The following is a 24,817-nucleotide window of genomic DNA, read 5'->3' as shown; positions in this document are numbered from 1 at the left end:
CATGCCAACAACGGCAAGCCGACCTTGTCGAGCTTCGCCAGGAACGCCAGCCTCTGCCAGTGTCGTCAACGGAACGGGCCGGTGGCCTTACACCGACGACGAGGACGGATGCATCCGTTGCGCGAGATGGCATCCGGGACTGTGCTTTCAGGAACTTTCTACGATCCGGGAGTCTCTCCACCGATCCCTGGCCGTTCACGTCGCGTCGCTACGGTCCCGTACTTTCGGTTGATGCCGATGTATTGATCTTGTCCGTACGATCCTCACGCGGAGTGCCCCCGCCCTGATCAGTACGGAGATGGCATGCGTGTGTCCCGGGCCGCGATGGCGGCCACTGTCCTGGCCGCTGCCACGGCCGTGGGCTTCGGTCTGACCGTCGGCACCGCCTCCGCCGACTCTGACGAGGCGCTGCCTCTCAAGTCGTTCGGTGAGATCACCATCGACGCGGTGCACAAGCGGGTCTTCATCAGCGATCCGCTGGCCGGCAAGGTCCTGGTGAGGACCTACCAGGGGCATCCGGTCGCCGAGTTGAGCGGTCTTGCCGGGGTGTGGGGTCTCGCGATTTCGCCGGACTCCACTGACCTCTACGCGGCCGTGCCCGGGGCGCGCGCGATCGTGGAGTTCTCGACCGACACGCTCAAAGAATCGAAGCGGTACCCGGTCGGTGACGCTGTGGAGCTGCGGGATGTCGTACCACCCGTCAACGGCAAGCTGTGGTTCTCCGCGGAGGTCGACGGGGTCCTTAATGGCGGAGGGCTGGGCTCGGTAGATCTGGCTACGTCCGAGGTCCGGCTCCACGACAGCTCTGTCGATGGAGCCGGTTTCTACAGCGCACCGTTGCTTTCCGTGGCGCCGGGTCAGCCCGGCCTGGTGCTCGCCACGGACGACGAAACCAGCGGCAGTGACAGCAGCGTGTTCGACGTCTCGTCCGGCACCGAGCAGCTGAAGCTGGACACAGACGTGTTCAGTAAGTTCACCAACGACTCGGCGCTGTCCGTCGACGGCAGTCACGTTCTTCAGCAGACCAGCGAGACCCTCCGCATCCGGGTCGCCGACGGGGCCAAGGAGAAGGTCTATCCAGGGTTGCGCGCCAGGGCTGTCGAGGTCGCGCAGGACGGCCGGATCGCGATCGATCACGACTGGCCTGGGATGAAGAACGTCCATGTGTTCCGGGAGGGTGCGGACGAGCCTGAAGCGATCTACGCCCTGCCGGACGTGAGCGGTCAGTTCAACACGCCCAGTGTGACCGACCGTGGTCTGGCGTGGGAACCCGGCGGCCCGCGCCTGTTCGCTGTCACCAACGCCCCCGGTCCCGCGTACTGGCTGATCACCCTCAACGACCCGGACCCGGAACTGCCGGACCCCACACCGTCGACAAGCGCGCCCAGCACCACGCCGGCTTCCCACGACCCGTCCGTGCCGGACCCGACCGTCTACATGAACTGGGGCCCTTCCTCCACCCCGGCCCGGGGCAAGCCCCTCACCATGACCGGCGTGATCGGGGCAGCCGGGAATGTGTTTCCACCGGCGGGGTCCGTACTGACCACGCGGCGGTTCGACCTCGAGTCCCCCTCGGGCACACCGTTGGGCGCCGTGACGACCGACGCCGGCGGCCGCTTCACCCTGACCGATACCCCGCCGAACGGCGGACTTGTCCGCTACTCCTTCTCCTTCGCCGGCACCCCCGGATTCTCGGCCGTCTCCGGTGAATTGCGGATCGCCATCCCGCGGGCACGAGCGCAGCTCAGCCTGGCGCGGAGCCCGAAGACGGGAGTGCTCTCCTACGGCGCCACGGTGAACCTCACCGCCAGGCTCGGCGCCCCCTACCGGAACCGGGTCGTGGAGATCTGGGCCGACCCGCATGGCGCCGACCAGCCTGACCGTCTGATCAAGCGGGCCACCGTGAACAGCGCCGGCAACGTCGTCGCCGCCCTCAAAGTCACCAGGAACACCCTGGTCACTACCCGGTTCACCGGTGACGGCGCCTACGAACCCGGCTCCGCCCGGCTCGACCTGTGGACCGAGGTCGGCGTGAGCACGACGCTGGCCCGCCACTACAAGACCAAAAAGATCGGCTCAACGACATACCGGTACTTCCGGCAGTCCAAGGACCCACTGATCACACACACCATGACGCCCCACCCGGGGCGCAAGGCACGCACCACCATCGAGGTCTGGTCCGGCGGCAAGTGGACACTCTGGTCGTTCCGCAACACCAAGCTCAGCTCGACCGGCAAGGCGTCCTTCACGTTCGTCACCGGCGCCAGGGTCGGCAAACGATTCCGGGTACGAGCCGAATACCTCCGCGGGAAGTCCGGGGACACCGTCAACTACACCTCCGCCGGCGCCTGGAAGTACTTCACCTACACCAAATGAACCCACCGGCCGGCCCCTTACCGGCCGAACCCGTCGGAGATCCCTGGCGCCCGGCCGTAGCCCATTTCGGGTCGGCCCGGCCCGGCCGCGTACCCAAGAGCCGCGTCGGCTCGGATGGCATCGGCCCGAGCCGCGTCATACGTGCGGCACGAGCGCGTACCAAGCCGGCGCGGATCGTACGGTGCGTGACGGCGCGCCGGCTGCCGCGCACGACCGGCGGCAGATCCGGATGCTTGACCGTCGAGTCGGTAGGTCATCGGTTGTCGGGAAACGGCACCGACCAACAGTGGTCCCGTACCGCTTCCTGGTCTTGGTTGCCTGGTGTCGTCTCAGCGGTGCTGGGACGACACCGGCGACCGGCTGGCGACCGCGTAGGTGCCGGTGCCGGCGCTCAGGAAGACCACGCCGAGCAGCAGCCAGCCGGACGTGCCGTGGCTGATCACGGTCGAGGTCACCACGGCTGGCGCCAGTGCGGTTCCGATCGCGAAGCCGGTCTGGCTCACTCCCTGATAGGCGCCGACGTTGCGCGGATCCGCCAGTTCGAACGCCAGCTCCCAACCGCCCGCCTCGGACAGGACCTCGCCGGCCGTGTGCGCGAGCACCGCGAGCACCAGCACGCCGACCGCGATCGCGGCGCCGCCCTGTGCGGCGGCCGCATACAGCAGGCAGGCCAGCACCAGCAGGAGGGCCGCTCGGAAGACCACCCGGCCGGCGGTGGGCACGTCCCGGACCAGCCGGGCCGCGCGGACCTGGAAGAGCGTCACCAGGATCGTGTTCAGCACCAGCAGCAGGGCAACGGTGGGGGCGGGCGCGTTCGTGTGCGCGGTGACCCACAGCGGCATGCCGACCGTGAGCAACCCGAACTGCATGGTGATCACCGCGTTCAGCCCGGCCACGGCCACGTACCGCCGATCACGCAGCGGCGGACGGCCGGCGGCCTGCGCGGCCACGGGCTCGTCGTCGTGCCGCAAACCGCGCAGGGCGCGCAGCGGCACCGTGGAGGAGAGCACCAGCACGGCCGCCACCAGCATCGCTGTGGTGTAGGCGGTGGCGGTCCCGACCGCGAGCGCGCCGGCGGCGAGTGCCGAGCCGGCGCCCACGAAGACGTTGGTGGCGACCCGCAGACGGGCCCGGGTCTCGAGCCGGCCCGGTCCGGTGAAGTGCCGGGCGAGCAGGGTGGCCTGGGCGGTGCGCTGCGCGGCCTGGGTGCCGGCCGCCAGGCATGCCACGATCAGGAACGCGATGAGCGTACGGGCGAAGCAGTAGACCGCGAGTGCCGCGCCGTGGCCGGCTATCGCCATGATCAGTACGCGGTGCGCGCCGAAGCGGTCACAGAGGTGCCCGGCGCCGAAGGCGGCGGCGATGCCGGTGACGCCGGCGAGCGTCAAACCCGCGCCGACGGTGCCGGGGCTCAACCCGACGACGGTGGTGAAGTAGAGAGCGCTGACCCCGAACAGGACGCCCTTGGCGGTGGATCCGGTCACGGTCGACCAGGTGAGGGCCCGCTCGATCGGACTGGTGATGGTCACCCACCAGTTCTCGCAACACGGGCGGGACGTCGCGATGGATGTAGCGTATTGCTTCATGGTGGTCAGGTACGAGCTGGTCGGCGTGGACCTCGCCGGCGTCCGGTTCGCGATCTCCCCGCTTAACGAGCTGGTCCTCTCGTTGCGCGCCTGGCGTGATCCGGGCCGGTACCCGGTGCACCTGCCGTGGATCCGCGAGCTGCACAGCGTCCGCGACCGGCTCGACGGCACGACGCTGAACGCCCTGGTCAACAACGATCTGTGGGTTCCGGACTTCCTGACTCCCCGGCCCCGCTCGCCACTGACCCGCCTCGACGACGAGTTGGCGGTGGTGGCTGTCACCCCGGCCGCCGTCGTGGACCGCGACCTGCGCCTGGTGCACCCCGAACTGCCGCCGGCACTGCGCGGGAAACGCCTGCTCGCCCGCATTCTGGACGCGCTGACTGAATATTGGGAGCTCTGCCTCGCGCCGCACTGGCCACGGATGCGGGCATTGCTGGAGGCGGACGTGACTTACCGGGGCCGGCAGTCCGCGCAGCACGGGTTGGCCGCGATGTTCGCCGGCCTCTCCGAGCGGGTCAGCATGACCGGCGGGGTCGTGGAGGTCCGGGTGCGCACCGACGTGCACTACACCCGTTCGGCCACCGGCGGCGTCACCCTTGTCCCGAGCATGTGGACCCAGGGGGCCTCCACGCCGATTAGCCCGGAGGAACCGCCGATGATCATGTATCGGGCGCGGGGCAGTGGAACGCTGTGGGAGACCGAGCCGCTGCCCGCGCCGGGCGCCCTCGCCGGGCTGCTCGGCGCCCAGCGGGCCGGCCTGCTCACCCGCCTCGGCGCGCCGGCCTCGTCGACCGAACTCGCCGTCCGGCTCGGCGTCACCACGACCGCGGTCAACCAGCACCTCCGTGCCCTGCGGGCGGCGGGCCTGCTGGTCAGCGCCCGGCACGGACGCTCGGTTCTCTACCGGCGTACCGAGCTGGCCGACCGGCTGCTGGACGTCAGCGGCAGATGAGCGACCGGGCCGGCCGGGTGGCGCCAATGCCACCACACACAGCACGACCAGGCTGCGGAAACCGATCCGGAACGAACCGGTGGCGTCCTTGACCGCGCCGAGCGCGTACACGAAGGGAAGCTGCCAAGGTTGGCGCAGAAATTGCCGAAACCGCTGACCAGCCCGGCACGGAGCCACCAGGAGGATCTCTGCCCGCGGCGGCGCGCCGCTATCGTCGCCTACCCATCAGGTCCTTGGCGAGCGGCTGCCCGTAGCAGACCGCGAGGAAATATGGGGCTCAGAGCGGGTGAGCAGAGCTGGCCCAGACTCCTGAGACGCACTCGTGCGGCCACGGGCAGATAGTTTCGCGGCAGATCCACGCGACGCAGGCCTTAGCGCTACCCGATCATGAGGCGCCTACCCTGGAGCAGTGCCGGGTGACGGTCTCATGTCGTGAGGTTCTCCCCGAGCGATGGCCGCCGCCCGGCACCCCCGGACGCTTTCGGATGGCGAGCACTCAGCGCCTTATCGGCGGCAGATGTGCTCACGTGAGCATGACAAGCGCGTAAGAGGCTGTCGCGCGCCGTTGCGGTTCTTCCTACAGCGAATCGAGTCCCCCGATCATCTCGTCATCGCCCAGTTTTGCGCGGTCACGTTCATCGAGGATCCAAGCGCTATCTGGTGGCGACCCCACGTTCCGGAATCCGCAGACGATCCGGGTTGTCGCCATGACTAGCGCGTCCATCCTGGCCTGCGGACTCATCTTCGAGACGAGCTGAACCGCTGCCGCTGCACCCGCACGCCGAAACTCAAGCAGAATCCGGCCGCCGGCCGAGTTGAACAAGCCAACGATTTGTCTAGCCGTGAGGCGGATTCCGGCCGGCCACCGGCACTCGAACTGTCGTACGCGTAGAACAGCAGCAGAAACAGCTCAGCGTCGGAGCTGCTGATGAGGCGACCGCGTGTCTGAGCGCAGGGGCAACCGTCATAGAGGGCTCCGAGCAAATCACAGATTGCGCCGAGATTCAGCTCTGGCGCGTTCTCCGCACTGCGTGGCTCAGGCCAGGCCACGCCGAGTTGGTGAGCCCACCGGCCATGGTAGGAGTACTGGAGCACATCCGCAGGCCAGGGATGTGCGGCAGCAACAGCGGCTTCCGGGTTCGCGCACTGCCGCGTGAGCGGCTCGCTGAGAGTCATGACGACCAGCAAAGCTGGCGGATAGACGGTTCGTCGAACGGTACACCCGTTCGGGCGCGCTCTGCGGCGGATCCGGATGCGAAGGCCGGGCTGCCCGCTCACGCAGTTGCGTCAGCGGAGTGTGCGGTAGGCGACCAGGAGCGCGATCACCCCGGCGAGTACCACCCAGGTTGTCCAGGTGGCTGCGGTGCCGACCACGCCCGTCGGCCACCGCAGCCGGTGGACGGTGGCCACGACGACTGCGACAACGGCGGCGCTGAGTACGGCGCCCGCCAGCGCCAGCGGGGCGCCGTACAGAATCATTCCGGCCAACGCCCAGTCGCGCGAGCTGAAGCATTCCGAGCCATCGCAAGGGGACACCGGTTCCGCCGTGGACGCGACGTAGACGTAGCACCCCGCCCAGGCGGCAAACCACCACAGGGCAGCAATGCCCGATTCCGGGAAGAATCGCACAACGTTCGGGCGAGGCGGGACAGCAGGCTCCACGAGCACCCCATCGGCGGCAACGGCCTCGACCTGAGGACGAATAACGCCAGGAAGACTGAAGCCCCAGGCTATTCCTGGGGCTTCGTTGCTTCCACCAGCAAGGGGGCTCCGGTCAGTCGCCGGCGCAGCCGACCCCGTCGCCGTCCCGGTCAAGGTGCGGGGCGTACCCGGGATCACCTTCGCGGATCGGCGCCGCACCGGCCTCACGAACCTCGGTGCAGTTCTTGTAGTAGACGTCTGCCGGTTCCTTAGTGGTCGGTTTCGGTGAAGGCCTCTTCGACTTCTTCCTCGTCGGCGACGGTGACGGCTTGACCGTTTTCGGTTTGCTGCTGGCCTTCGCCGACTTCGACGGGCTCGGCTCAGCGGCGGCCGGAGAACTCGCCGGCGCCGGGGTGGCCGGCGCGGTTGTGGCGTTGAGGGCGTTCGCCGCAGCAGGCGCAGTGGTGGCGGTGGCGGTGGCTGCCGCGTTCTTCTTGGCAGCGTCCGGGTCGTCGGCGAACGCGCCGATCACGGTGATGCCGCCGCAGCACAGCACGAGGACACCAGCGGTGATCCCGCCGATCAGCTTCCACGAGGCCCGTTTCTTCGGTGGCGGCTGGATGAGGGTGGGCTGCTGCCAGCCGGGCGGCGGCTGGCCCGACGGCGGGTACGGCGCATGGTTCGGCGGCGGCTCGTAGGTCACCCGGATCACCTTGGCCTTGCCGGTGATCGCCGTCGATTCCACGTTCGGGTGCTGCACGGCTGCGGTCAGGTGGCCGGGGTCGCCTGTTCGACCCGGCAGGCGTGGACGATCGGACGGGCCGGCCGGATGTTGTTGCGCGATTTACGCACAACGACACGAACGGAGCGGGAAAGCACGTACGGTGGCCCGCATGGCTTACCGGATTGATCCAACGACTGGCCTTTTCGAAGGGGTCGACCCTGACGGCAAGTACACGTGGGCTGAGATTGACCGTATGGTCGCCGACTGCCCGGCGTGCGGCGGTCGAGTTTCGGCGCCGGGATTTCCGGCGGACAGATCGTTGGCTGGCGACGAGCCGGAGCAGCGGTTCTATCCGGGCCGGCATTCGTGCGTGAACGGCTGCAACTTGATCACGGAACCGGCCGAGTAAGTACACGGCTGTAGTCATCACCACGCTGGTGACCTTGCCCGCTGGCTGCGGTAGGCAGGATGGGTGACCGCCGAACCGAGACCGCCGTACCGGCCGCAGGAGACCGTCAAGGGCGCCTTGCAGACGCCGGACGGCCAGTGGCGGGTCGAGGTGTCCGTCGCGGGCGCAGCGACTTCTATCGGCTGGTCAACGGCGACAACACGGTCGACGGGCTGTCCATCACGACCCTGCAACGCCTCCTCGCCGAAGGCTAGCGTCGACATGGCCGACCTGGTCCCCGCCGACGACAGCGGTTCGGGGTTCGGCGGCCGGCGCTGCCCTGAGCGGTCAGCAGCGGTTCGCCGGATACCAGTCCGAGGCGTACCCGTTCCACACAGCCCGGAACTTACGGACAGGGTAGTAGATGTGGTATGGGTCCGGCTCCACAAGAATGTCCCAATCGTATTGGATCACCCCGGCGTCGACGGCGTCGACACGAGCACTGACATCCGCACCGTCATAGATGTTGAAGTCGAGGATGTACAGGTAGTGGGGTGCCGGCCAACTCCACTGCACCTCACCGAGACGGTCGCCGTTGTCGGCGACGTAGGTGATGGTCCGGGAGTAGGGGCCGCACGTGACCCTCCGCGTGAAGGCGAGTGCCGCCTCACCGGACACGACAAGCCCAGTCGTGACCACAACGATCATGGTGATGGCCTGGGCCAGGAACCTGCGGACCATAGACGTGCCCCTTCCCGGAAGGTCTGTCCAGATAGGATGCCACGGCGGTGGGCGCCGTCGGGCGCCCGCCCTCGGCGCCTAAGCCTTCGGCCCGGCGCTGACGGTTCCAGCCCGGCGGCGGGCGCGGAAAACGTAGCGAGGCCCCCGGGCTGCTGAAGGTGCAGACCGAGGCCGGGTGCCCTATCAAGAAGATTCCTCCTTGCCCGCCTGCTCCAGTGACCGACTGTCGGTGTACCGATAGCACCGTGACACGATCCCGGCGCACAATTGATGGTGCCGTTTGTCCGCCAGCACAGGTAAGGTTATCGATGTCCGGCCAGCAGAGCGTCACCTTCGTCGTCAAGGCCCCCTACCCACTGCCGCACATGACCCTAGAAAATCGCGAACAAATGCAAAATACCGGCTTCTCATGGAACTCGAAGCGGCCGGACTGGTAGGACCCCGGCCGGTCGGCGGAGTATCCCAGATGCCGGGCCCGAATGAGCTCTATGCGGCCCTGGCCTCATCGGCAGTTTTGGTATCCGTCGTCCAAGCGGTTCAAGCGTACATTACTCGGAACAGAGGAACGAAAGGAGCGATCTCAATAAACGGTGACTCCATAGAGGTGGACGATGCGTCTTCTGTCGAGCGTCAACGCCTGATTGATGCATGGGTGGCACGCCACTCCCCTCAATCACAAAAAACGCAGCTCAATCAGCCCGGCAACAACGGCGACGCACGCAACGGCTCCTCTACCGAGTGAGCGCGATTGGGTTCATTAGGCATTGACCATCCACCCTATCGCCAAAGGCAGACGGAGGGTACCGCGAGGTATTAGCAGGCGTTGTGAAGCGCTGTGCAAAGCTGATCATCGACCACCGAGGACGTTGCCGGCGCCGAAGTGGATCTGGACTGGCGCTTCCGCCAAGCTGGGAACAATGGGCCGGAGTGGCGGGGTGCCGTCACGGCGATCATCGGCGCAATCAAGTAGTCGCCGACGGCGGTACAGCAACCCACCGAGGCGCGAGTCACCCCGCAAGATCCAGAACTGCTCCTGAACAGCGCATACGAATGCGTCCAACCATGCCGCAGGTAATCCCTCGGTCTGGAGCCTTCGCAGGAATATGGGCGCTTCGGTGCGACCATAGCGCGACAAGGTTGGTGCAATCTTCAACGTCCCGCAGGTCACCGGCCCGCCGCGGCCGGTCTTGAAAGCCGGTACGAATGGCGTCGTACTCCGAAGGTCATCGCGGAAAATGATCGGATGTCCGCACTTCGGCAGATCCGGCCGTCGTGACACGGTGACGACGTGTGACGACGATGCCGCGTGGCGTGCTCCAAGCGCCACGACGGCTGCAGAGGCGAATAGCCGTCTCGGTGCCCGTAGCCAAACTGTTTCCATCCCGGTCGCCGTACGACGTGTTCGGGATGGCCAGCGTCAACCATCACGGCTTCACACTGACTGTCATCTATGCGGTGTCACCTTCGGGTCACCGGCCACTGATGGGAGTCGACCATGCGCCGTACCCACTACCTGCTCGCCGCGGTCCTCACCGCCACCGTCGCCGTGGGCCTGCCGGCCAGTCCGGCCGTCGCCACCCCGCCCGGCATACCCAGCAAAGCCACAGCGCAGAGTCAGCTCAACGGGCTGACCGTCGCCGCCGAGGCCAATGCCGGTAGCTACGACCGAGACCTGTTCCCCCACTGGGTCACCATCAGCGGCACCTGCAACACCCGCGAGGCCGTGCTCAAGCGCGACGGGTCGAACGTGGTGACCAGCTCGGCCTGCGCGGCCACGTCCGGCTCCTGGTACTCGCCGTACGACGGGGCGACCTGGACGTCCGCGTCCGACGTCGACATCGATCACGTGGTGCCGCTGGCCGAGGCGTGGCGCTCCGGTGCCAGCGCCTGGACCACCAGCAAGCGGCAGAGCTTCGCCAACGACCTGTCCCGTCCGCAGTTGATCGCCGTGACCGACAACGTCAACCAGGCCAAGGGTGACCAGGACCCCTCGACCTGGCAGCCGTCGCGCACCGCCTACCGGTGCACCTACGCGAAGATGTGGATCGCGACGAAGTCGTACTGGGCGCTGAAGCTGCAGGCGTCGGAGAAGACCGCCCTGCAAACCATGATCAACACCTGCTCGGCCTAAGCGACCGACGTCGTCGCGGCGCAGCCCGCTGCCTCACCGCGATGACTACGGCGGGGCCCGGTGAGCGATCCCGGCATGAAAGGGACCAGCCACCTTCCTCGCGGCGGATGCGCGCGTCATTCGTGACGTGGCCCCGATCGTCAGCGGGACTTGCTGGTCATCCGGTGGTGAGGACCGCGACGAGGTTGGCTGAGGGCGGAGTCGCGGCCCACAGTGCGGGCGACGGCCTTTCGGCCGGCACGGCTGCGACCGTACCGACCGTACGGGTCGGGGCGCGATGTTCAGGCGGCCCCTGCCGCTCGGGCGGTGCCTGTGTCGCCGGCGGTCAGATCGGCCATGTCGACGCCGGCCTCGGCGAGGAGCCGCTGCAAAGTGGTGATCGCCAGGCCGTCCACGGTGTTGTCGGTGGCCACGTTGATGAGCCGGTAGAACTGGTCGCGGCCACGGCGTACGACCTCGACGCGCCATCGCCGGTCCGGGGTTTCCAGCGCTCCCTCGATGGTTTCCCGGGGCCATGCCATCGGTTGCGGGGGCTGTGGGGGTGCGGCGGGTGCGTCGTGGCGGCGGACCGATCGCGGGCTGCGGTCGGTGCGCAGCCCACGCCAGGATGGATGCCGGAGCCGGTGGTCGGGTGTCCAGTTGCGGAATTGCACTTCGCCGACGAGCACGGGTTCCACCCACTGGGCGTGGCGGGCGTGTTCGCGTGGCACCTCCGGTACCGGTGGGGTGGCCCGGTGCAGCGCTGTGAGTTGGTCGCCGAGTTGGCGCAGCATGACGTCGGTGAAGCCGGTGCCGACGTGGCCGGCGAACACCAGCTGGTCGGTGTCGTTGTAGACGCCGAGCAGCAGCGACCCGATCGACCCGGCGCGGCGCCCTTGGCCGGCCTTCCAGCCGATGACCAGGCATTCCTGGGTGCGGATCAGCGGCACCTTGGTCCAGTCGCTGGAGCGTTTGCCGGGCCGGTACGGCGAGCCGAGCCGTTTCGCGACCACCCCTTCGAGGCCGGCAAGTTCGGCAGCGTGCAAGACCGCGGCGCCGTCGGTGTCGGCGAAGGCGGGTGGGGTGCGCACCGCCCTCTGGTTGAGGTCCAGCGCCCGGAGTCGTTCACGACGTCGCTCGTACGGTTCGTCGAGCAGCGAGACGCCGTCAAGGTGCAGCAGGTCGAACACGTAGTAGACGACCGGCACCGTCTGCAGCAGCGTGGCCGACGGGCGGGCGACGTGGATGCGCGCGGCCAGGCGGGCGAACGACGGCCGATCGCCGGCCTCGAGGGCGACGAGTTCGCCGTCGAGGACGGCCTTCCTGCCGGGCAGCAGGTCGGCGACGGCGACGAGTTCGGGGTAGTGGCTGGTGATGTCGTTGCCGTTGCGCGACAAGGCCCGCACCTGGCCGTCGTGCAGGTACGTGAGGGCCCGGACGCCGTCGTACTTGAACTCGTAGCTCCACCCACCGCCGTGGGGCAGCGCGCCGGGCGCGGCCAGCATCGGCGCGATCAGCTCGGGTGGGACGTCGATCATCTGTCCTGCCTACCCCAGCAATCAGTCAAGGTCACCAGTCGGTCGTGAACTACAAGGATGTTCTTCGATCAAGGATCGGTGGCGGCGTCACCGTGCGCGGCGGCGCCGGCGCGATAGCCGCCCGTTGGGTGCCGGCTGCGGGTGGCAGCGTGAGTGTGGTGGTGCGCGGCCGGACGGCTTTGCCGTGGCCGGTGGACCGGACTTGCAGGTCGCAGTATTTAAGCCGGCCCCTGCCGTGGCCGAGGCCGTGCCAGCGGCGGCGGGTGGCTTCGAGGCTGAGTTCGGCTCCCGGCCACGCGGTGGCAGGGATCAGGACGGAGCCGTTCTGCCGGGCCCGGGACGACAGCGACCGGGCCAGGCCCTCGCCGACGTCGGCGGGTGGCCGGACGACGATCAGGTCGACGCCGTCGAGCAGGGTGCCGACGACCTGCGGCCAGTCCGGGCCAGGGTCGGGCACCAGCGCGAGCCGGTCGAGGGGCACCCGGTAGTCCTGGCCGGCGGCGAGCAGCCCGAACGCCGGCATCCCGACGACGCGGGCCCAGCTGCCGGTGTTACGCATGGCGCCGGCCAGCAGCATGAGCAGGCTGGTGGCACCCACGGCGGTGACGGTGGCGCCGCGTCGCAGGCCGCCGGGCCAGGGAAGGAGCGGCTGCAGCATGGGGTCGGCGGGCAGGATCCGGGTCCGGCCCGGCCTGTGCCTGGTCGCCTGTCGTGACGGCATGGACGAGCAAGGCGGTGTTGCCGCGCTGCTGAGCGGCCTGGTTGACCGGGTGCAGGGCGGCGAGAGTGTCGGCGACGCCGTTGATGCGTCCGTCGCCGGTCCAGGACTGCCGGTCACCCACGCGTTGCTCCCCCGGGTCGGTGCTGTGCCATGGTCGCGGGGACGACGCGGCCCATCCGCGCGTACACGTACGCGACCCGTTCGCGGCAGGCGTCGAACATCAGTGCGACTACTCAGATTTCCGTGGGTAGGTTGAGGGTGACTCCGCCGAGGCAGAGGTAGATGGCTGCGGTGAGGGCGTCGAGGTTGCGGTAGCCGTAGCCGCGGCGCTGAACCAGCCGGATCTTGGCGTTGATGCCTTCGAGGCGGGAGTTGGACAGGCCCAGTTCGACGGCGGCGACGATGGCGTCGGCGTGTTTCTCGATCCGGCGTACCAGGTTGCGGAAGGCGGGGATCCGGCTGCGTTTCGCGGCGGTGCACCAGCGTTTGAGGTAGGCGCGGGCGTCGACGGGATCGGTCGTTCTGTAGAGATCGCGTAGCTGTTCTTTGAGTTCCCAGGTGCGCCAGAGCCGGTAGCGGTGACGCCGGAGCAGGCTCAGGATCTGGCGATGTTGGTCGTCGAGGTTCTCTCGGCCGGCGCGTACGGCGAAGCGGGCGCGGCGCCAGTCGCGGCGCTCGGGCATGCCGGGGCCAGACGGCATGGTGGGTGCTTCGGCTCGGTAGACCGATTCGACGACTTCGTTGGTCCACTTGATCACGTGGAACGGGTCGAGGCAGATCCGGGCTTGTGGGATCTGTTCGCGGGTGACCGGCAGGTAGACGCTGCTGCCGCCGAGGCTGATCGCTTCGACCGCGGCGGCCCTATGGGGGCCGAGGGCGGTGAAGAACTCTTCGAAGGCGGCCTTGGAGCGTTCCTTGCCGACCCAGACGACGTTTCCCGTGTCGTGGTCGGCGACGATGGTCAGGAACTTACGGCCCCGCTTGTACGAGATCTCGTCCACGCCGATGCGGTAGAGCCGGTCGAGTCGGGCGTCGTCGATGTGGTCGGCCACGACCCGGGTGACGATCGCGTCGACCGCTTCCCAGGAGCAGCGCAGCAGCCGGGCGATGCTCGCTTTGTCCATGCGCTGCGCCAGCCACGCGGCGACGTTCTCGAAGTCGGCGGTGTGCCGGGCGTTCGGCCTCGCCCACGGCACCTGCTCCGTGCGGACCCGCAAGCAAGAACGGCAGTCGATGCGGTGGATGTCGGCCTCCAGCCAGACCTGGCAGGCAGCGAAGTCCAGGTGTGATTACGTTCGCGAGAACCGGAGCCAGATGTTCGCCACTTTCGGCGCCACCTCGCTGGTCGGTTCCGCGCGAATGTTCGTGAGAACGAGCGCCACTTGTTGACCATGGCTGAAGCAGCGATCGGTCGGCGTCTGGTCAGTCAGTCACTCTCTGCCGATGTCCGACGAGATCGCTGATGGCGAGTGGATGCGCGCTCACGCCGAGAACAGTGCGCGTTGGAGCACCGTCGGCCACCACACACGTGCGAGTGGCTCAGCTTGCTGTCATCTTGTACCTCTGCGGGCGCCTATTTTCCAGCCGGCAATGATGACGTCGGCGCGATGATGGCGTAGGCCGAGAGAATGTCGGACTGGTCCCCTTGCAGGTAGACGACGATCTGCTCGGCGGGCAGCGTGCCCAAGTCGTTCACCGTCACCGTTCCGTCGCAGGGGATCTCAGCGGTGGCAACCCGTTCAGCAGAAGCGCCGGGCCTGCCGCTGCGTACCTCGACTGACAGCGTCTTACCCGAGGTCGCCGATGTGCAGGCGGCCTGCACCCCGTACTGCTGTCCGGCACGTGCACTGCGGCGCAGGGTGGTCTCGCCGGCGGGGTGACCATCCGTCTGGGTGAGCACTCTTCGAGACAGCTCACCGACGACGACGGGAGGCGGGTCCAAGCGCACCAACGGTGTGGTGCTGGTAGCTGCCGACGGCATCTGGGACGGTCGGTCCTCATTGTCGGGCGACGCGGACGGTTTTGATCCCGGGGCCGGGCCGTTCGTGCATCCCGCGATGGTGGCAGCTGCTGTTACAGCGGTAAGCAGGGCTTTCGTCCGCGATCTTGGCATGCGCTCATCATTCCAAGCTGACAGCGAACTGGTGACGAGCATACTGATTTGCCGCAGGTAACGCGCCCATCTCCGGCGGCCGTCACGATGCGTAATCGGAGCGCTTATCGACGGCAGGCTTAGCTAGCCCGGCCAGGGTGGTGCCCATACTCGCGAACATCGAGAACGGTGAGATCCCGCTGGCGCCGAAACTCGGCGACATCTGGTGCCGGAACTCGCGAACAAACCACGGGTGCCGCCACCGGCGCCGCGACGTGTCGTAGCGGGCCGTCGTCGATGCCCCGCACGGGCACACCAGACGTCGCCTGCGCCGACGCAGCGCAATCACGAGTCCCTGGTCGGTGAACGCCGCCGACTGCACTGTCGCTCCGGTAAGGCGAAGGATCCGGTTGAATGCTGTGGTAAGCCGCACGAGTTGATCAACGAGTGGGCGCCAACCTGGCTCACTTCGTGGGCAGCGTCTCGCCCCAACCGCTGCGCCGTAGGTATGACCGGGCTAGCGGCGGGCGTGGGCAGGGGCATTACGTAGCGGCTGACCGCGCGGCGGCGCGGGCTCCTGCGGTGTCAGAAACTGCTCGGTACGCCAGCGCTGCCCAGGTGCCTGGCGAAGAATCGGATCGAGCTGTCGATTTCGAAAGGCGGGATCCGGAAGTGGCCGCCGGGGTTGGCGTGCAAGGTCTTCTCGGCGGAGCCGAGTGCGTCGAACAGCTTCATGACTGAGTCCCGCGGATTGCCTTCATCGTCCCACTGCAGCAGGTACTCGACGGGGATCGTGATCCGCGCTGCGGTGTCCAGGAGCCAGTCGCATGCCATGAGGCCGAGGACCGCAGCAGTGATCCGGGGTTCGGCCGCGACAAGGCGGATGCCCGACTCCCCGGCAGCGGACAGGCCGTAGTACCCGACGGGCTGGCTGTCGCCGACGGAGTCCAGTTTCTGCAACGCGTCCAGGGTGGTCTGCCAGTTGGGGATGAGTTCTGCCGCCACGGTTTCGTAGAGGGCGGGCAGCGCGGGTCCGAAGGGCTCGCCCGCAGCCTTTCGTTCGTCGAGCAGCGCAACGAGTCGCCGGATCTCCGGATGCTCCGGCCTGTCACCAGTACCTGGCGCGTCGATCGCGGCGACCGCATAACCGCAGGAGGTGACGTACGGGAAGGCTCGGGAGACGACCTCCCATCCCTTCTTGTGCTGGCCGCCGCCGTGCCCAATCAAGACCAGTGGACGGGGACCGGAGCCTTCGGCGGGCGTCCAGAGCACTCCAGGGATGTCGCCGACAGTGAAGAGCTGTTCACGGATGCCGTCGGCGACGGTTCCTGCGGTGATACGCATGGAGGAATTACATCGACAATCCCGCTGACGCGGCGAGTCAATTTTCAGTCGGGCCGGCGACGATGGTGGCCCCCGCCCGTTCATCTCCCCGCCGCGGTTCCAACTACCCAGACCACGTTTCAACTACCGCGGCTCGGCTTAACCGATGACGCTGCTATCGAGATAGACATCGCCACCTAACGGGGCTCAGCTTCGCCAACGGAGATCCACAGTCACAGCTCTCTGTGAGTTGCTCAACGCCCACAAACCCGAGTAGTCGCACATCAGTTCTAACTCGCAGCGTAGCGGCCTTGAGGAAGGCGCGCGACTTGACATACCGAATGGCCCGGGCGCCGTTCTGCCCGCCTGGCAGATCGGCATGACTGACCTACCTGCGCGAGCAGTTCGGGCTCGCGGAAGTCGTCCAGCCATGTGAGTGCGGCGCGCTCCTGTCGATGGTCGTCCCGCGGTGGCGGCCCGAGGGCGCGGTGAGCTGCCCGTCCTGCCATCGGCCGTTCTCGTTCACCACGGACAACCTCATCGTGATCCAGGAGCCGGACACCTGACCGCCGGGGGCGTAGCGGCCCTCGGCAGGTCCAGCACGCTGAGCCTGTTGCCAAACGGGTCGGCCAGCACCGCCACCCGCCGACCGGGATGTCCAGCGGCCCGGCCTCCACCGTCGCACCCGCGGCAGCTCGGCCACTGCGTCCGGGACCGACCCGACGAGGAAGTCCACCTCCAGGGCGTTGTGGGTCACCGACAACACGATCTCGGCCTCCGAGCCGGATAGCCGCAGCCCGGCGAGCGCGACCTCCGGTTTCGTGATCGCGGCATGTGCGGACGTGGGCGTCCTTGGTAGCACGCCATTTTCGGCGATCGCGTTCGGCGGCGAGCGCTCAGCCGAGCGGCAGAAGGGGTACGGACGGCCGATGGACGAACCTTCGGCGAGGGGCATCAACTGAGCGTGGAGGGCCCGGCGAACGACCCGGGCGTCGGGGTTACACCATCTCGCGGACCCAGCCGACGCCGCAGGCCAGCACGATGAACAGACCGATCGTGCCTATCCGCAGCCATGGGACGCCTTCGAGCCGCTTGTCGGCGGCGATCGAGATGCTCACGCCTACGCAAATGGTGAACATGACGGCCAGGAAGATGGTCATGGCCTGCCTCGCGCCGGACCAGTTGTCCCAGAACGCGACGGCGCCGAGGATGACGGCCGCAAGCGGCAGCACGGAGAAGAATCCCAGGATGATGGCGAGGCGCAATCGCCGCCCGAGGGTCACGACAACTTCCCCGGGTCGGCGGGGTTCGCGTGACGATCGCGCAGACGCTGAGCGCCGCTCTCGATCGCTTCGCGTTCTTCGCTGGGTAAAGATTCCTGGACTTTCAGCCCTTCGCTGGCCGCTTCGGCGAGGCCGGCACCATGCCAGGGGTCGCGGACGGCCTGGACGAGTGTGGCTTCGCCGTTCACCACGGTCCGGGCGAGCGACCCGAGCGGATCGTGCTTGCCGCGTGTGGCGGCCAGGTGGCGCAGCAGCGACTGTGCCAGGGGCTCGTCGGCGATTCCACCGTTCATCGGCTTCCTATCGTCCGGCATCAGTATCGCGCGGGGTGATGGTACGGCTGCACGTCGGGGATGGCCTTCATGGACAGGGTGGCGTCGAGCGCGCCGATCGAGCCGCCGATCAGCTTGAGGGTGTCTTCGGCGGCACCGTAGAACCGAGAGATCTGCTTGTAGAGGTCGTAGGCCTGCCAGGCGTAGTAGGCGGCGATCGAGAACCCGGCGATCGGGCCGAAGATGGTGGCAATGCTGGCGGCACCGGCCGCCAGCGCGCCGCTGATGATGATGAGCATGTCGATCAGGTCGGTGATCAGGCCGGCTACCACGTCGTACAGCTTCTTGATCGCTTCGGCGGCCTGCAGGTACAGGTCGTAGTAGTCGCTGCAGACCTGTGCGATACCGGCGGTCGCCACCGCGAGGCCGAGCAGCCATTCGCGGGCACCGTCTGCGGCGTTACCCCGCCAGGCTTGAGGGATGTCGCTGGCGGCGGCGGCGATGTTCTCACTGATCAGCCGGCAGGCCGCTCCTGCGCGGCCCATGGCGTTGCCGCAGTGCACGTACGCCTTCCAGTCGCCCGAGAACTGTGACGCCCAGCCCTCCAGCGGATCGTGGCCGAAGACCCAGATGGTCGTCTGCCGCAGCCACGCCGCCGGGCTGACCAGGTCGGCGAGCGGGTTGATGTCCCACATCTCGATACCGACGGCGTATTGGGGGTTCTGCAGGGCTCGGGTCGCCTCGGCGACGTCGGTGAACGCCGCCCTGTCGTCCGGCATCAGGTCCGGTCGGTGTGACGTGAACGCGCTCGCGGCAGCGGCAGGATCCTTCGCGCCCGGGTAGGCGGCGTCCAGTTGTTTCGCGGACTGGTGATCGGTTCTGCTGTATTCGACCTGCGCCCGGTTGATCTGCGTACCGGCGCCCTGCGTCAGCGTCTGTAGCCTTTCCAGCGCTGTGGTGAGGCTTCGGTAGGCCTCGCCGTGGGGACCGATCATCAGCATGATGAAGCCCTGGTCGAGAATCCGCAGATCGCAGTGCTTGTGCACGTAGTCGAGTGCGTCGGTTGCATCTCCGCTCGCGCGCACCAGCTGGTTGTACAGCCGGGTGAGGCCCGGCACGTCGACGTACAACTCGGCCATGATCCCTCGATGGGTTGGTGTCTGCGGGCGGCGACGGTAGCTGGCTGCCTTTTGCAGTCGCTGCAGAGCCGCTTACACCTATCAACGCCGGCCATTGTCGTGGGGTTCACTCGACGCCCGGTTTGGCACTTGTCGCCGCGGGCGAGGCTGGGCTCGGTCGCGGGTTCCCCGGTGCTACCTGCTGCCGCTTTGTGCTGGTCGGTGGTGCTGCTGTCCTGTGGTTCACGGCTGAGCGGGGGGAACGGCGTGCGGTAGGCGGCGTGGTTGGGCCCGGCCGCCGCCGCTGGCCAGGTTCGCTGCCGCCTCGGTGGCTCTGATTTCGCCGGTACGGGCTCACCGGGACGCACGATCCGGCACTTCGTCCTCGATCAGGAGTGAGCACGGCACACCATCGGCGACCGGATCGATCACTGCGTCAGACGATCAACAGCGTCGCCCGACCGCGGCATGGGAGATCGCCCAATCGCGGCCACAGCGCCCCCAGTGCCCACATGCCACGGGCTCGAGGTGCGGGCGCCACCGCGAGCCGACGACAAGGCCCGGATCGATCCGACTCGTAGGTGGAGGTCTACTTGGGCGTCATTGTGCTGGGCCGGGACCGGGCTACAGCCAGAGCGTCATGAACGACGCAGGCTTCGAGTTGGCCAGCGCGATAGGCAGGAGGTCGGCATTACTCGCTAGGCGGCAGAACGTGGCGAGCTCCATCCCGTGGGCGACATCCTCGCCGAGCGGCCGGTGACCGAGTGCGAGGGTGAACCAAACGGGCAGCAGGCGCCTTCGGTGACCGCGGGTCTTCAAGGGCACGACCACCAGCAGACGCGTGCCGCCGCACGGCGAGGCCGGCCGCCGAACTCGACGAACCGCCGACCTGCCGATTGGCGCAAGCAACCTCATAGCCGGGGCACCCCGCGGTTGCGATACCGCACCGGAGGTGTGAAGTGGAACCGCGCGACGACGACATCGCGGACCGCCCTTCAACGCGTCACCTTGACGCACGCCTATACTAGTCACATGACGACCGAGTCGCTTTACCTGATGGGCGCCCACGAGATCCGCGTCCGGCTCGGCGGGATCTCGCGTCAGCGCGTCTACCAGATCACCCGGCACAAGGACTTTCCCACCCCAGTCGCCCGACTCGCGGCCGGCGACGTGTGGCTTGCTGACGACGTCGAAGCGTGGATTAAACAGAAACGCCCGCACGAGTACGACGTCGAATAGGTCGCGCCCGCACCATCAGCCCGGGCCCACCCGACGACGTCGCTGGCGCGCCACCCCCAACCAGCGGTGTCGCCCGCAGCCGGGGCCACACATCGCCCCTACACCGTCACTGAAAGAAGATCCCGGCACCCGAATCGCGGCTTCGTCGGTTTCGGGGAGGACATGATGGCCCAGGTCATCATCGAGGTGGACCCCCACAAGCGTTCCGCCACCATCGAAATCATCAACGTCGGGAGAAGATCGTCGGGCAGGGCCGGTTCGGCACCGTCGCGGCGGCTACCAGGCCATGCTGACCGCCGGCCGCGAGCACAAGGACCGAATCTGGGCTGTCGAGGGCTGCAACGGCATCGGCCGACACGTCGCTCAACGGCTGGTCGCTGACGGAGAGGCTATTGTGGACGTGCCGGCGAAGCTGTCCGCTCGGGCACGCGTGTTCACCACCGGTCAAGGCCGCAAGACCGACCCCGTCGTTGCCCGCAGCGTCGCCGTGGTCGCGCTGCGCACCCAAGGCCTGCGGCAGGTCGTCATCGACGACACCACGGTCGCGTTACGCCTGCTCGTCGACCGTCGTGACCAGCTCGGCCGCGCCCGCACCGAAGTGGCCTCCCGCTTACATCACCTGCTGCTCGAGCTGGTGCCCGGCGGCGCGAAGAAGGACGTGTCCGCCCAGCGAGCCGTGCTCTGCTCAACACCGGGCGTCCCGGTAGCGGCCACCGGGTGGCGCTCGAACTGAGCGATGATTCCCTGGTCAGGATCAGGATGGGATGCGAAGGATACCGAGGCTCATGGTCATCCCTCTGTATGACGAGATCTATGATCGCCGCGTGTCATGGCGGAAAGCGCTCGCGCGGCTCGGTTCACTGGTCCCACCTCCAGCCCACGAACCCGTCCGTCCCGACTGGGCTGGTATCGAGACACGACTCGGGCTGCAACTCCCACGCGACTACCGGGCGTTGGTGGAGACATACGGTGCCGGAAAGTTCGACGACTACCTGGTCGTCTACACCCCCGGCGGCCCGCGCGACACCATCGATCTTGAACGTCAACTGGTCAGCGGCGCAGAGCGCCTGGCCTACCATCAAGATCACGACGAGCAACTGCCCCACCGGCCCGAAAATCTGCTGGAGATCGCCGGGACTGACAACGGCGAGTCCATCTACTGGGCTCGCACGCCACGTTCTGGACCAGACGACTGGACCATCGTCGTCAACGCGGCACGGGACTGGGAGGACTGGCCGGCCTTCAACGGCAGCTTGGTCGAGTTCCTCGTAGCGGTGTTCGCATTGGAGTACCAGTGCAGTGCCTTCCCCGAGGACTTCCCCAGTACGTCGTTGCCGCTGTCATTCGTCTCGTACGCCTAGAAGTCGTACCCCGCCTGCGGTGGTGGGACGCCGCCTACAGGACAGCCCCAGGACCGTTGGGCCGCTCGTTAGGTGGCGCTAGAAACTCACCGACACGAACTCGGTGCCAACCTGCTGGCGCTGAGACTGGCTAACACGCGGCGCTCGAACTCGAACTCGCCTACAAACCACGGGTGACCTCTTCTGGGCGACGCGAGCGGTCAAGGCCGTGTTCGAGGCGGTCGTGACAGTGGTTGCGTAGACAGGGCAGAGACCCTCGGTCCGTCCCGAACCGCCTCCGCACCGCAAGGCTTGGAGGCGGCTGCCGGACTCGCTACGCCGATGGCCCGTCACCCGGCTCGGTGGTCCGGGTAGCCGTCGCCTCGACTCCGTCGCGGATGTACTTGAAGGCCAGCGCCCAAGGCTTGAGCATCTGCGCGTCCGCCTGCGCGGTTAGGGTGCGGTGGACGGCTGGGTCGATCGGGATCGCCTCCATGCGGGCGCCGCCGTGCTGGGCGTCTCCGATCGCCTTCTGGCGAGCCTGCTCGTTGATCGCCCGGGAGACTCATTCCGCGACGCTGAGCCCGTCCGCGCCGGCCGCGTTCTTGGCCTTGTCGTACTCCTGTTTCGGCAGGATCGTCTTCCGCCGGCGCAGCTTCTCCAACGCCTGCTCGATCCGGTCCAGTCGCTGGTCGACCGTCGCAGGTTGCGCCGCGTCGGTTGCCTGATCAGCGCCGGTCAGGGCGGCCGCGAGGGACTCGAGCGCTCGGAGGCGGCAGTTGGTCCGGAAGGCATGTGCCTCCAGGTTCGTCAGCCGTACCTCATGGTTCTGGTCGTCGATGTTGTCCTCCTCATGACGTGCGCCGCGCAAGCGGCGGCGCGGTGGATGTTCGGGCGGCGATCTACGAACGTCGCAGGCAGTGCCGGACCGTACGAGCGGGGTCTGACAAGACCTCGCCGCGAATCCGGACGGCCGGCGATGAACACCGTGTATGCCGCGCGTTATTCATCCCTTCGTCCGGTGCCCCTCGACTGTTCGGATGGATTCGAGCGGGCGTGACCGTCCCGGTGAGGTCGCGGTCTTTGTCTGCGGACCGGGTGTGGATCACTGCTATCGTTCCGGTCTCGATCCGGGGCGGGCGGGGGAAGGGCGGTCGATCGTGGCGGAGAAGACCATCGAGTCAGTGCGGGTGGAAGTCGACGAGGCGGCGTTGGCGCCACTCGGTTGGACAGCTCAGGACGTCCGGGCACGGCTGGTGACCGAGACCCGGTCCGGCGGCATGGTGGTGCAGCAGGTCGCTGTCGCTGGCACCGTACGTTTTCGGACCGAAGACTGGGCGGACCGCTTCAGCGAGACCAGGTTCGCTCCGCACGTCCTGGTGGCGCTAAACCGGCGCGGCGCCACCAGCCTGCCCAGCTTCGGGAAGGTCGTCGCGGAACGTGCCGAGGTCGCAGCCAAGCGGCCGATCCGGTTCACCGAGACCAGCCACTCGTGGATCGGGCCCGCCCGAGTGACGCCCGAGCAGCTGGAAGTTCGGCTTACCGGGTACGACCTCGATAGCATCCAACACTCCCTGAGCCTGCCGGCTGACCAGGCCACCGCCCTGCCGGTCACCGTGCTCGACGAAAGCACCTGGCCGTCGCTGCAGGTGAAAGCCCAGGCCACGGCTGAGATCACCCGCCCCGACGACCGTGAACTGGTGCAGGTACGGGTAGAAGGCATCGTCGAGCCCGGGCCCGTCGAACAACTCCTGGCCGATCGAGAGACACACCCGGTACCGCTACTCGATCGTCTCCTTGACGTGCCGCAGGTCGCGGTACCTGGCTTTGTCGTCGAGGTCGCCGATGACAGTGACTTCCTTCTCGCCAAGCAAACCATCAAGATCGGCGGCGCTATCACCGTGGACGAAGCGACCGGCGGACCTCGGCGGGGACCCCGCTTCGTTGCGGACTTCCGGACAAACAGTGCGTCCTACGCGGGCACACCGGCCCAGGTCACTCTAAGGATTCTGGACGCCGCGGAAGTCCGCTCCATCTGACCTCTCCGGGACGCGCTCCTGCATCTGCCGGTCGACAGGGGGCAAAGATCTTGAGGACCCGGCTGTACGCGCTTGAGACCAGCAGCTTTGTGTCCTATCGAGCGTTCGGAGGGAACGCGGAATTTAGCCAGGCAGCTACGGCGGCAGGTGTGGTGTACCCCTTCTGCTGGAGCACGTCGACGATGTCGCGGCCGCAGATAATGACGATGGGGTGTTGATCCTCGCGAACTTCGCTGTATGCCTGGTCGTGGACGTATGAGGTGGTGACGAGCACGCCGAACATGCGGTGCCGGATCCTGGAAATGAGCCGTGAGGTCTCTTTGACTCCGACGGAATTGTCGGGCCCGTAGCACTTCGCTTCGAGTACGAAGTCGAGCGTGATCCGGTCGGCTGCCGGTCCGAGCTGGTAGATGCCGATCGCGTCTCGTCCAAAGTCGCGGCTGGCCCGGGTGACGGCCGTGACGCCGGTGTTCGGTGCCATCATGCGCCAGAGTTCTACGGCGCAGGCCTCGAAGTCGCTCCAACGGTCGGCGAAGTGCTGGTGGATCGTGCTCAAGATCTGCTGGCCTACAGCGTCGGTCGGCAGCTGCTCCGCTCGGCTCCGGACGACCTTGGTTGCTGGCGCGGCCAGAGTTCGGTAGGCGCGACCGCGGACCCACTCTGCCCATGCTGGCGGGCAAGCATCACCGAGCGGTTGTCCGGCGAGGATTTGACCGATCCAAGCGCGGCTGACGACCGGCGTGTCGAGCACGGTGAAGGCAGCTCGGTAGTTCTGGAAACGCTGCCCACGCGTGCTGCGCCAGATGGCCTGCAAGTCGTCATCGGCTGCCAGGGTGTCGGCGCCTGGGGCAATTAGCCCACGGAACACGACGTTACGGCCGCTGGCATTGGCCTTCGCGAAGAGAAGGAAGGGCGGTACCTGCTGGCGTGCTATCTCATCGGCGTGTGCTGCGGCGAAGGCGTCCCGGAGGATAACGTTGCCCGAGCGCGGCGTTTCGTGCAGGAGACGACCAGGGGAGCGGTTGTCGCCGTAGTAGGTGAAGAGCCCGGTCTTCTCGTCGAGGGCATCGGGCCAGTCTGGGTTTTCACCGGATGTATACAGGACGACGAGCTTGACGCCCTCGCGGGTCGGCGAGCCTTTGTAGCGGAAGCCGCCCTGGTTGCCGACCGGCAGAAGCCGGTTGAGTGGATCGTCGCCGGTGTTGCCTGCAGTGCCGCCTTCATACTCGGCATCCAATACGAGATCGGCGCTGCGGAGCTGATCAAAGCGCCAGAGCGGGCGTGCGGATGTCACTGGCTCACTGTAGTGCGCTCATCGGCTGCTTGGCCCA

At 67.4% G+C, this 24,817-nt stretch carries 24 protein-coding genes; 9 read left to right on the top strand and 15 right to left on the bottom strand.

Features of this window, described 5'->3' with window-relative positions:
- Positions 1-303: 303 nt before the first annotated feature.
- Entirely contained in the window at positions 304-2,376 is a 2,073-nt protein-coding gene (locus tag I4J89_RS42890) for a YncE family protein (protein ID WP_196419971.1), read from the top strand.
- Between the two features lie 329 nt (positions 2,377-2,705).
- Here the strand turns inward: I4J89_RS42890 and I4J89_RS42885 are convergent, their stop codons facing one another.
- Positions 2,706-3,905, bottom strand: a complete 1,200-nt coding sequence (locus I4J89_RS42885; protein WP_196419970.1) for an MFS transporter — start codon at positions 3,903-3,905, stop codon at positions 2,706-2,708.
- Between the two features lie 55 nt (positions 3,906-3,960).
- On the opposite strand from I4J89_RS42885, the gene I4J89_RS42880 reads away from it, so the two are divergent.
- Positions 3,961-4,917 carry an ArsR/SmtB family transcription factor gene (locus I4J89_RS42880; protein WP_196419969.1) on the top strand — a complete coding sequence of 319 codons (957 nt, stop codon included), beginning with the start codon at positions 3,961-3,963 and terminating at the stop codon, positions 4,915-4,917.
- Between the two features lie 1,287 nt (positions 4,918-6,204).
- Here I4J89_RS42880 and I4J89_RS42875 read toward each other — a convergent pair.
- From I4J89_RS42875 to I4J89_RS42865, 3 genes are all read right to left on the bottom strand, one after another.
- Positions 6,205-6,396, bottom strand: a complete 192-nt coding sequence (locus I4J89_RS42875; protein ID WP_196419968.1) for a hypothetical protein — start codon at positions 6,394-6,396, stop codon at positions 6,205-6,207.
- A gap of 295 nt (positions 6,397-6,691) precedes the next feature.
- On the bottom strand, positions 6,692-7,303 hold the full coding sequence (locus tag I4J89_RS50460; RefSeq protein ID WP_309238728.1) for an excalibur calcium-binding domain-containing protein: 612 nt from the start codon (positions 7,301-7,303) through the stop codon (positions 6,692-6,694).
- A gap of 715 nt (positions 7,304-8,018) precedes the next feature.
- Positions 8,019-8,411 carry a hypothetical protein gene (locus I4J89_RS42865; RefSeq protein WP_196419967.1) on the bottom strand — a complete coding sequence of 131 codons (393 nt, stop codon included), beginning with the start codon at positions 8,409-8,411 and terminating at the stop codon, positions 8,019-8,021.
- A gap of 409 nt (positions 8,412-8,820) precedes the next feature.
- Here I4J89_RS42865 and I4J89_RS42860 point away from each other — a divergent pair, with 409 nt between their 5' ends.
- Together I4J89_RS42860 and I4J89_RS42855 are read left to right on the top strand one after the other, a co-directional pair.
- Entirely contained in the window at positions 8,821-9,153 is a 333-nt protein-coding gene (locus I4J89_RS42860; RefSeq protein WP_196419966.1) for a hypothetical protein, read from the top strand.
- 753 nt (positions 9,154-9,906) lie between these two features.
- Positions 9,907-10,542, top strand: coding sequence for an HNH endonuclease family protein (locus I4J89_RS42855; protein WP_196419965.1), 636 nt, complete (start codon positions 9,907-9,909; stop codon positions 10,540-10,542).
- 281 nt (positions 10,543-10,823) lie between these two features.
- Here the strand turns inward: I4J89_RS42855 and ligD are convergent, their stop codons facing one another.
- The 5 genes from ligD to I4J89_RS42830 form a co-directional block, all read right to left on the bottom strand.
- On the bottom strand, positions 10,824-12,059 hold the full coding sequence (ligD, locus tag I4J89_RS42850; RefSeq protein ID WP_230860567.1) for a non-homologous end-joining DNA ligase: 1,236 nt from the start codon (positions 12,057-12,059) through the stop codon (positions 10,824-10,826).
- A gap of 49 nt (positions 12,060-12,108) precedes the next feature.
- A complete protein-coding gene (imuA', locus tag I4J89_RS42845; RefSeq protein ID WP_196419964.1) occupies positions 12,109-12,717 on the bottom strand; it encodes a DnaE2-dependent mutagenesis accessory factor ImuA' in 609 nt (202 codons plus the stop codon).
- 296 nt (positions 12,718-13,013) lie between these two features.
- Complete coding sequence (locus tag I4J89_RS42840; protein WP_196420006.1) at positions 13,014-14,063, bottom strand: ISL3 family transposase; 1,050 nt, start codon at positions 14,061-14,063, stop codon at positions 13,014-13,016.
- A gap of 290 nt (positions 14,064-14,353) precedes the next feature.
- A complete protein-coding gene (locus tag I4J89_RS42835; RefSeq protein ID WP_196419963.1) occupies positions 14,354-14,680 on the bottom strand; it encodes a hypothetical protein in 327 nt (108 codons plus the stop codon).
- Between the two features lie 777 nt (positions 14,681-15,457).
- Positions 15,458-16,216: a dienelactone hydrolase family protein gene (locus I4J89_RS42830; RefSeq protein WP_196419962.1), complete on the bottom strand. Its 759-nt coding sequence runs from the start codon at positions 16,214-16,216 to the stop codon at positions 15,458-15,460.
- Between the two features lie 725 nt (positions 16,217-16,941).
- Between I4J89_RS42830 and I4J89_RS42825 the strand changes: the two genes are divergently transcribed.
- Positions 16,942-17,157 carry a hypothetical protein gene (locus I4J89_RS42825; protein ID WP_196419961.1) on the top strand — a complete coding sequence of 72 codons (216 nt, stop codon included), beginning with the start codon at positions 16,942-16,944 and terminating at the stop codon, positions 17,155-17,157.
- 36 nt (positions 17,158-17,193) lie between these two features.
- Here I4J89_RS42825 and I4J89_RS42820 read toward each other — a convergent pair whose 3' ends face one another.
- Genes I4J89_RS42820 through I4J89_RS42810 form a run of 3 tightly spaced genes read right to left on the bottom strand, consistent with a single transcriptional unit; the run spans position 17,194 to position 18,889 of the window.
- Complete coding sequence (locus I4J89_RS42820) at positions 17,194-17,478, bottom strand: hypothetical protein (RefSeq protein WP_196419960.1); 285 nt, start codon at positions 17,476-17,478, stop codon at positions 17,194-17,196.
- Complete coding sequence (locus I4J89_RS42815; protein ID WP_196419959.1) at positions 17,475-17,771, bottom strand: hypothetical protein; 297 nt, start codon at positions 17,769-17,771, stop codon at positions 17,475-17,477. Before I4J89_RS42815 ends, I4J89_RS42820 begins: the two co-directional genes overlap by 4 nt.
- Positions 17,772-17,791: 20 nt before the next feature.
- Positions 17,792-18,889 (bottom strand): hypothetical protein, encoded by a 1,098-nt coding sequence (locus tag I4J89_RS42810; RefSeq protein ID WP_196419958.1) that lies wholly within the window; start codon positions 18,887-18,889, stop codon positions 17,792-17,794.
- Between the two features lie 1,011 nt (positions 18,890-19,900).
- On the opposite strand from I4J89_RS42810, the gene I4J89_RS42805 reads away from it, so the two are divergent.
- From I4J89_RS42805 to I4J89_RS42795, 3 genes are all read left to right on the top strand, one after another.
- Positions 19,901-20,107: a helix-turn-helix transcriptional regulator gene (locus tag I4J89_RS42805; RefSeq protein ID WP_196419957.1), complete on the top strand. Its 207-nt coding sequence runs from the start codon at positions 19,901-19,903 to the stop codon at positions 20,105-20,107.
- 286 nt (positions 20,108-20,393) lie between these two features.
- Positions 20,394-20,840 (top strand): IS110 family transposase, encoded by a 447-nt coding sequence (locus tag I4J89_RS42800; protein ID WP_230860566.1) that lies wholly within the window; start codon positions 20,394-20,396, stop codon positions 20,838-20,840.
- Positions 20,841-20,892: 52 nt separating this feature from the next.
- Complete coding sequence (locus tag I4J89_RS42795) at positions 20,893-21,468, top strand: SMI1/KNR4 family protein (protein ID WP_196419956.1); 576 nt, start codon at positions 20,893-20,895, stop codon at positions 21,466-21,468.
- A 313-nt stretch (positions 21,469-21,781) separates the two neighbouring features.
- Here I4J89_RS42795 and I4J89_RS42790 read toward each other — a convergent pair whose 3' ends face one another.
- Together I4J89_RS42790 and I4J89_RS42785 are read right to left on the bottom strand one after the other, a co-directional pair.
- A complete protein-coding gene (locus I4J89_RS42790) occupies positions 21,782-21,943 on the bottom strand; it encodes a hypothetical protein (RefSeq protein ID WP_196419955.1) in 162 nt (53 codons plus the stop codon).
- A gap of 69 nt (positions 21,944-22,012) precedes the next feature.
- Entirely contained in the window at positions 22,013-22,318 is a 306-nt protein-coding gene (locus I4J89_RS42785; protein WP_196419954.1) for a hypothetical protein, read from the bottom strand.
- Positions 22,319-22,487: 169 nt separating this feature from the next.
- Here I4J89_RS42785 and I4J89_RS42780 point away from each other — a divergent pair, with 169 nt between their 5' ends.
- The gene (locus I4J89_RS42780; RefSeq protein WP_196419953.1) at positions 22,488-23,486 is read left to right on the top strand and encodes a hypothetical protein; all 999 of its coding nucleotides are present in this window, start codon (positions 22,488-22,490) and stop codon (positions 23,484-23,486) included.
- 94 nt (positions 23,487-23,580) lie between these two features.
- Here the strand turns inward: I4J89_RS42780 and I4J89_RS42775 are convergent, their stop codons facing one another.
- Positions 23,581-24,780 (bottom strand): restriction endonuclease, encoded by a 1,200-nt coding sequence (locus I4J89_RS42775; protein ID WP_196419952.1) that lies wholly within the window; start codon positions 24,778-24,780, stop codon positions 23,581-23,583.
- Positions 24,781-24,817 lie beyond the last annotated feature (37 nt).

The sequence above is a fragment of the Actinoplanes aureus genome (assembly GCF_015704865.1).
Taxonomy (GTDB): Bacteria; Actinomycetota; Actinomycetes; order Mycobacteriales; family Micromonosporaceae; genus Actinoplanes; species Actinoplanes aureus.
The sequence above is the reverse complement of the archived record's forward strand: the minus strand, read 5'-3'. Positions and strand labels throughout refer to the sequence as shown.

Coding starts and splice junctions, on each gene's coding strand:
- ligD (WP_230860567.1), bottom strand. CDS start 12,059: ATGATCGACGTCCCACCCGAGCTGATCGCGCCGATGCTGGCCGCGCCC.
- I4J89_RS42795 (WP_196419956.1), top strand. CDS start 20,893: ATGGTCATCCCTCTGTATGACGAGATCTATGATCGCCGCGTGTCATGG.
- I4J89_RS42805 (WP_196419957.1), top strand. CDS start 19,901: ATGACGACCGAGTCGCTTTACCTGATGGGCGCCCACGAGATCCGCGTC.
- I4J89_RS42855 (WP_196419965.1), top strand. CDS start 9,907: ATGCGCCGTACCCACTACCTGCTCGCCGCGGTCCTCACCGCCACCGTC.
- I4J89_RS42875 (WP_196419968.1), bottom strand. CDS start 6,396: ATGATTCTGTACGGCGCCCCGCTGGCGCTGGCGGGCGCCGTACTCAGC.
- I4J89_RS42830 (WP_196419962.1), bottom strand. CDS start 16,216: ATGCGTATCACCGCAGGAACCGTCGCCGACGGCATCCGTGAACAGCTC.
- I4J89_RS42815 (WP_196419959.1), bottom strand. CDS start 17,771: ATGAACGGTGGAATCGCCGACGAGCCCCTGGCACAGTCGCTGCTGCGC.
- I4J89_RS42800 (WP_230860566.1), top strand. CDS start 20,394: ATGCTGACCGCCGGCCGCGAGCACAAGGACCGAATCTGGGCTGTCGAG.
- I4J89_RS42790 (WP_196419955.1), bottom strand. CDS start 21,943: ATGGAGGCGATCCCGATCGACCCAGCCGTCCACCGCACCCTAACCGCG.
- I4J89_RS42880 (WP_196419969.1), top strand. CDS start 3,961: ATGGTGGTCAGGTACGAGCTGGTCGGCGTGGACCTCGCCGGCGTCCGG.
- I4J89_RS42780 (WP_196419953.1), top strand. CDS start 22,488: ATGGATTCGAGCGGGCGTGACCGTCCCGGTGAGGTCGCGGTCTTTGTC.
- I4J89_RS42890 (WP_196419971.1), top strand. CDS start 304: ATGCGTGTGTCCCGGGCCGCGATGGCGGCCACTGTCCTGGCCGCTGCC.
- imuA' (WP_196419964.1), bottom strand. CDS start 12,717: ATGCTGCAGCCGCTCCTTCCCTGGCCCGGCGGCCTGCGACGCGGCGCC.
- I4J89_RS42865 (WP_196419967.1), bottom strand. CDS start 8,411: ATGGTCCGCAGGTTCCTGGCCCAGGCCATCACCATGATCGTTGTGGTC.
- I4J89_RS42860 (WP_196419966.1), top strand. CDS start 8,821: ATGGAACTCGAAGCGGCCGGACTGGTAGGACCCCGGCCGGTCGGCGGA.
- I4J89_RS42810 (WP_196419958.1), bottom strand. CDS start 18,889: ATGGCCGAGTTGTACGTCGACGTGCCGGGCCTCACCCGGCTGTACAAC.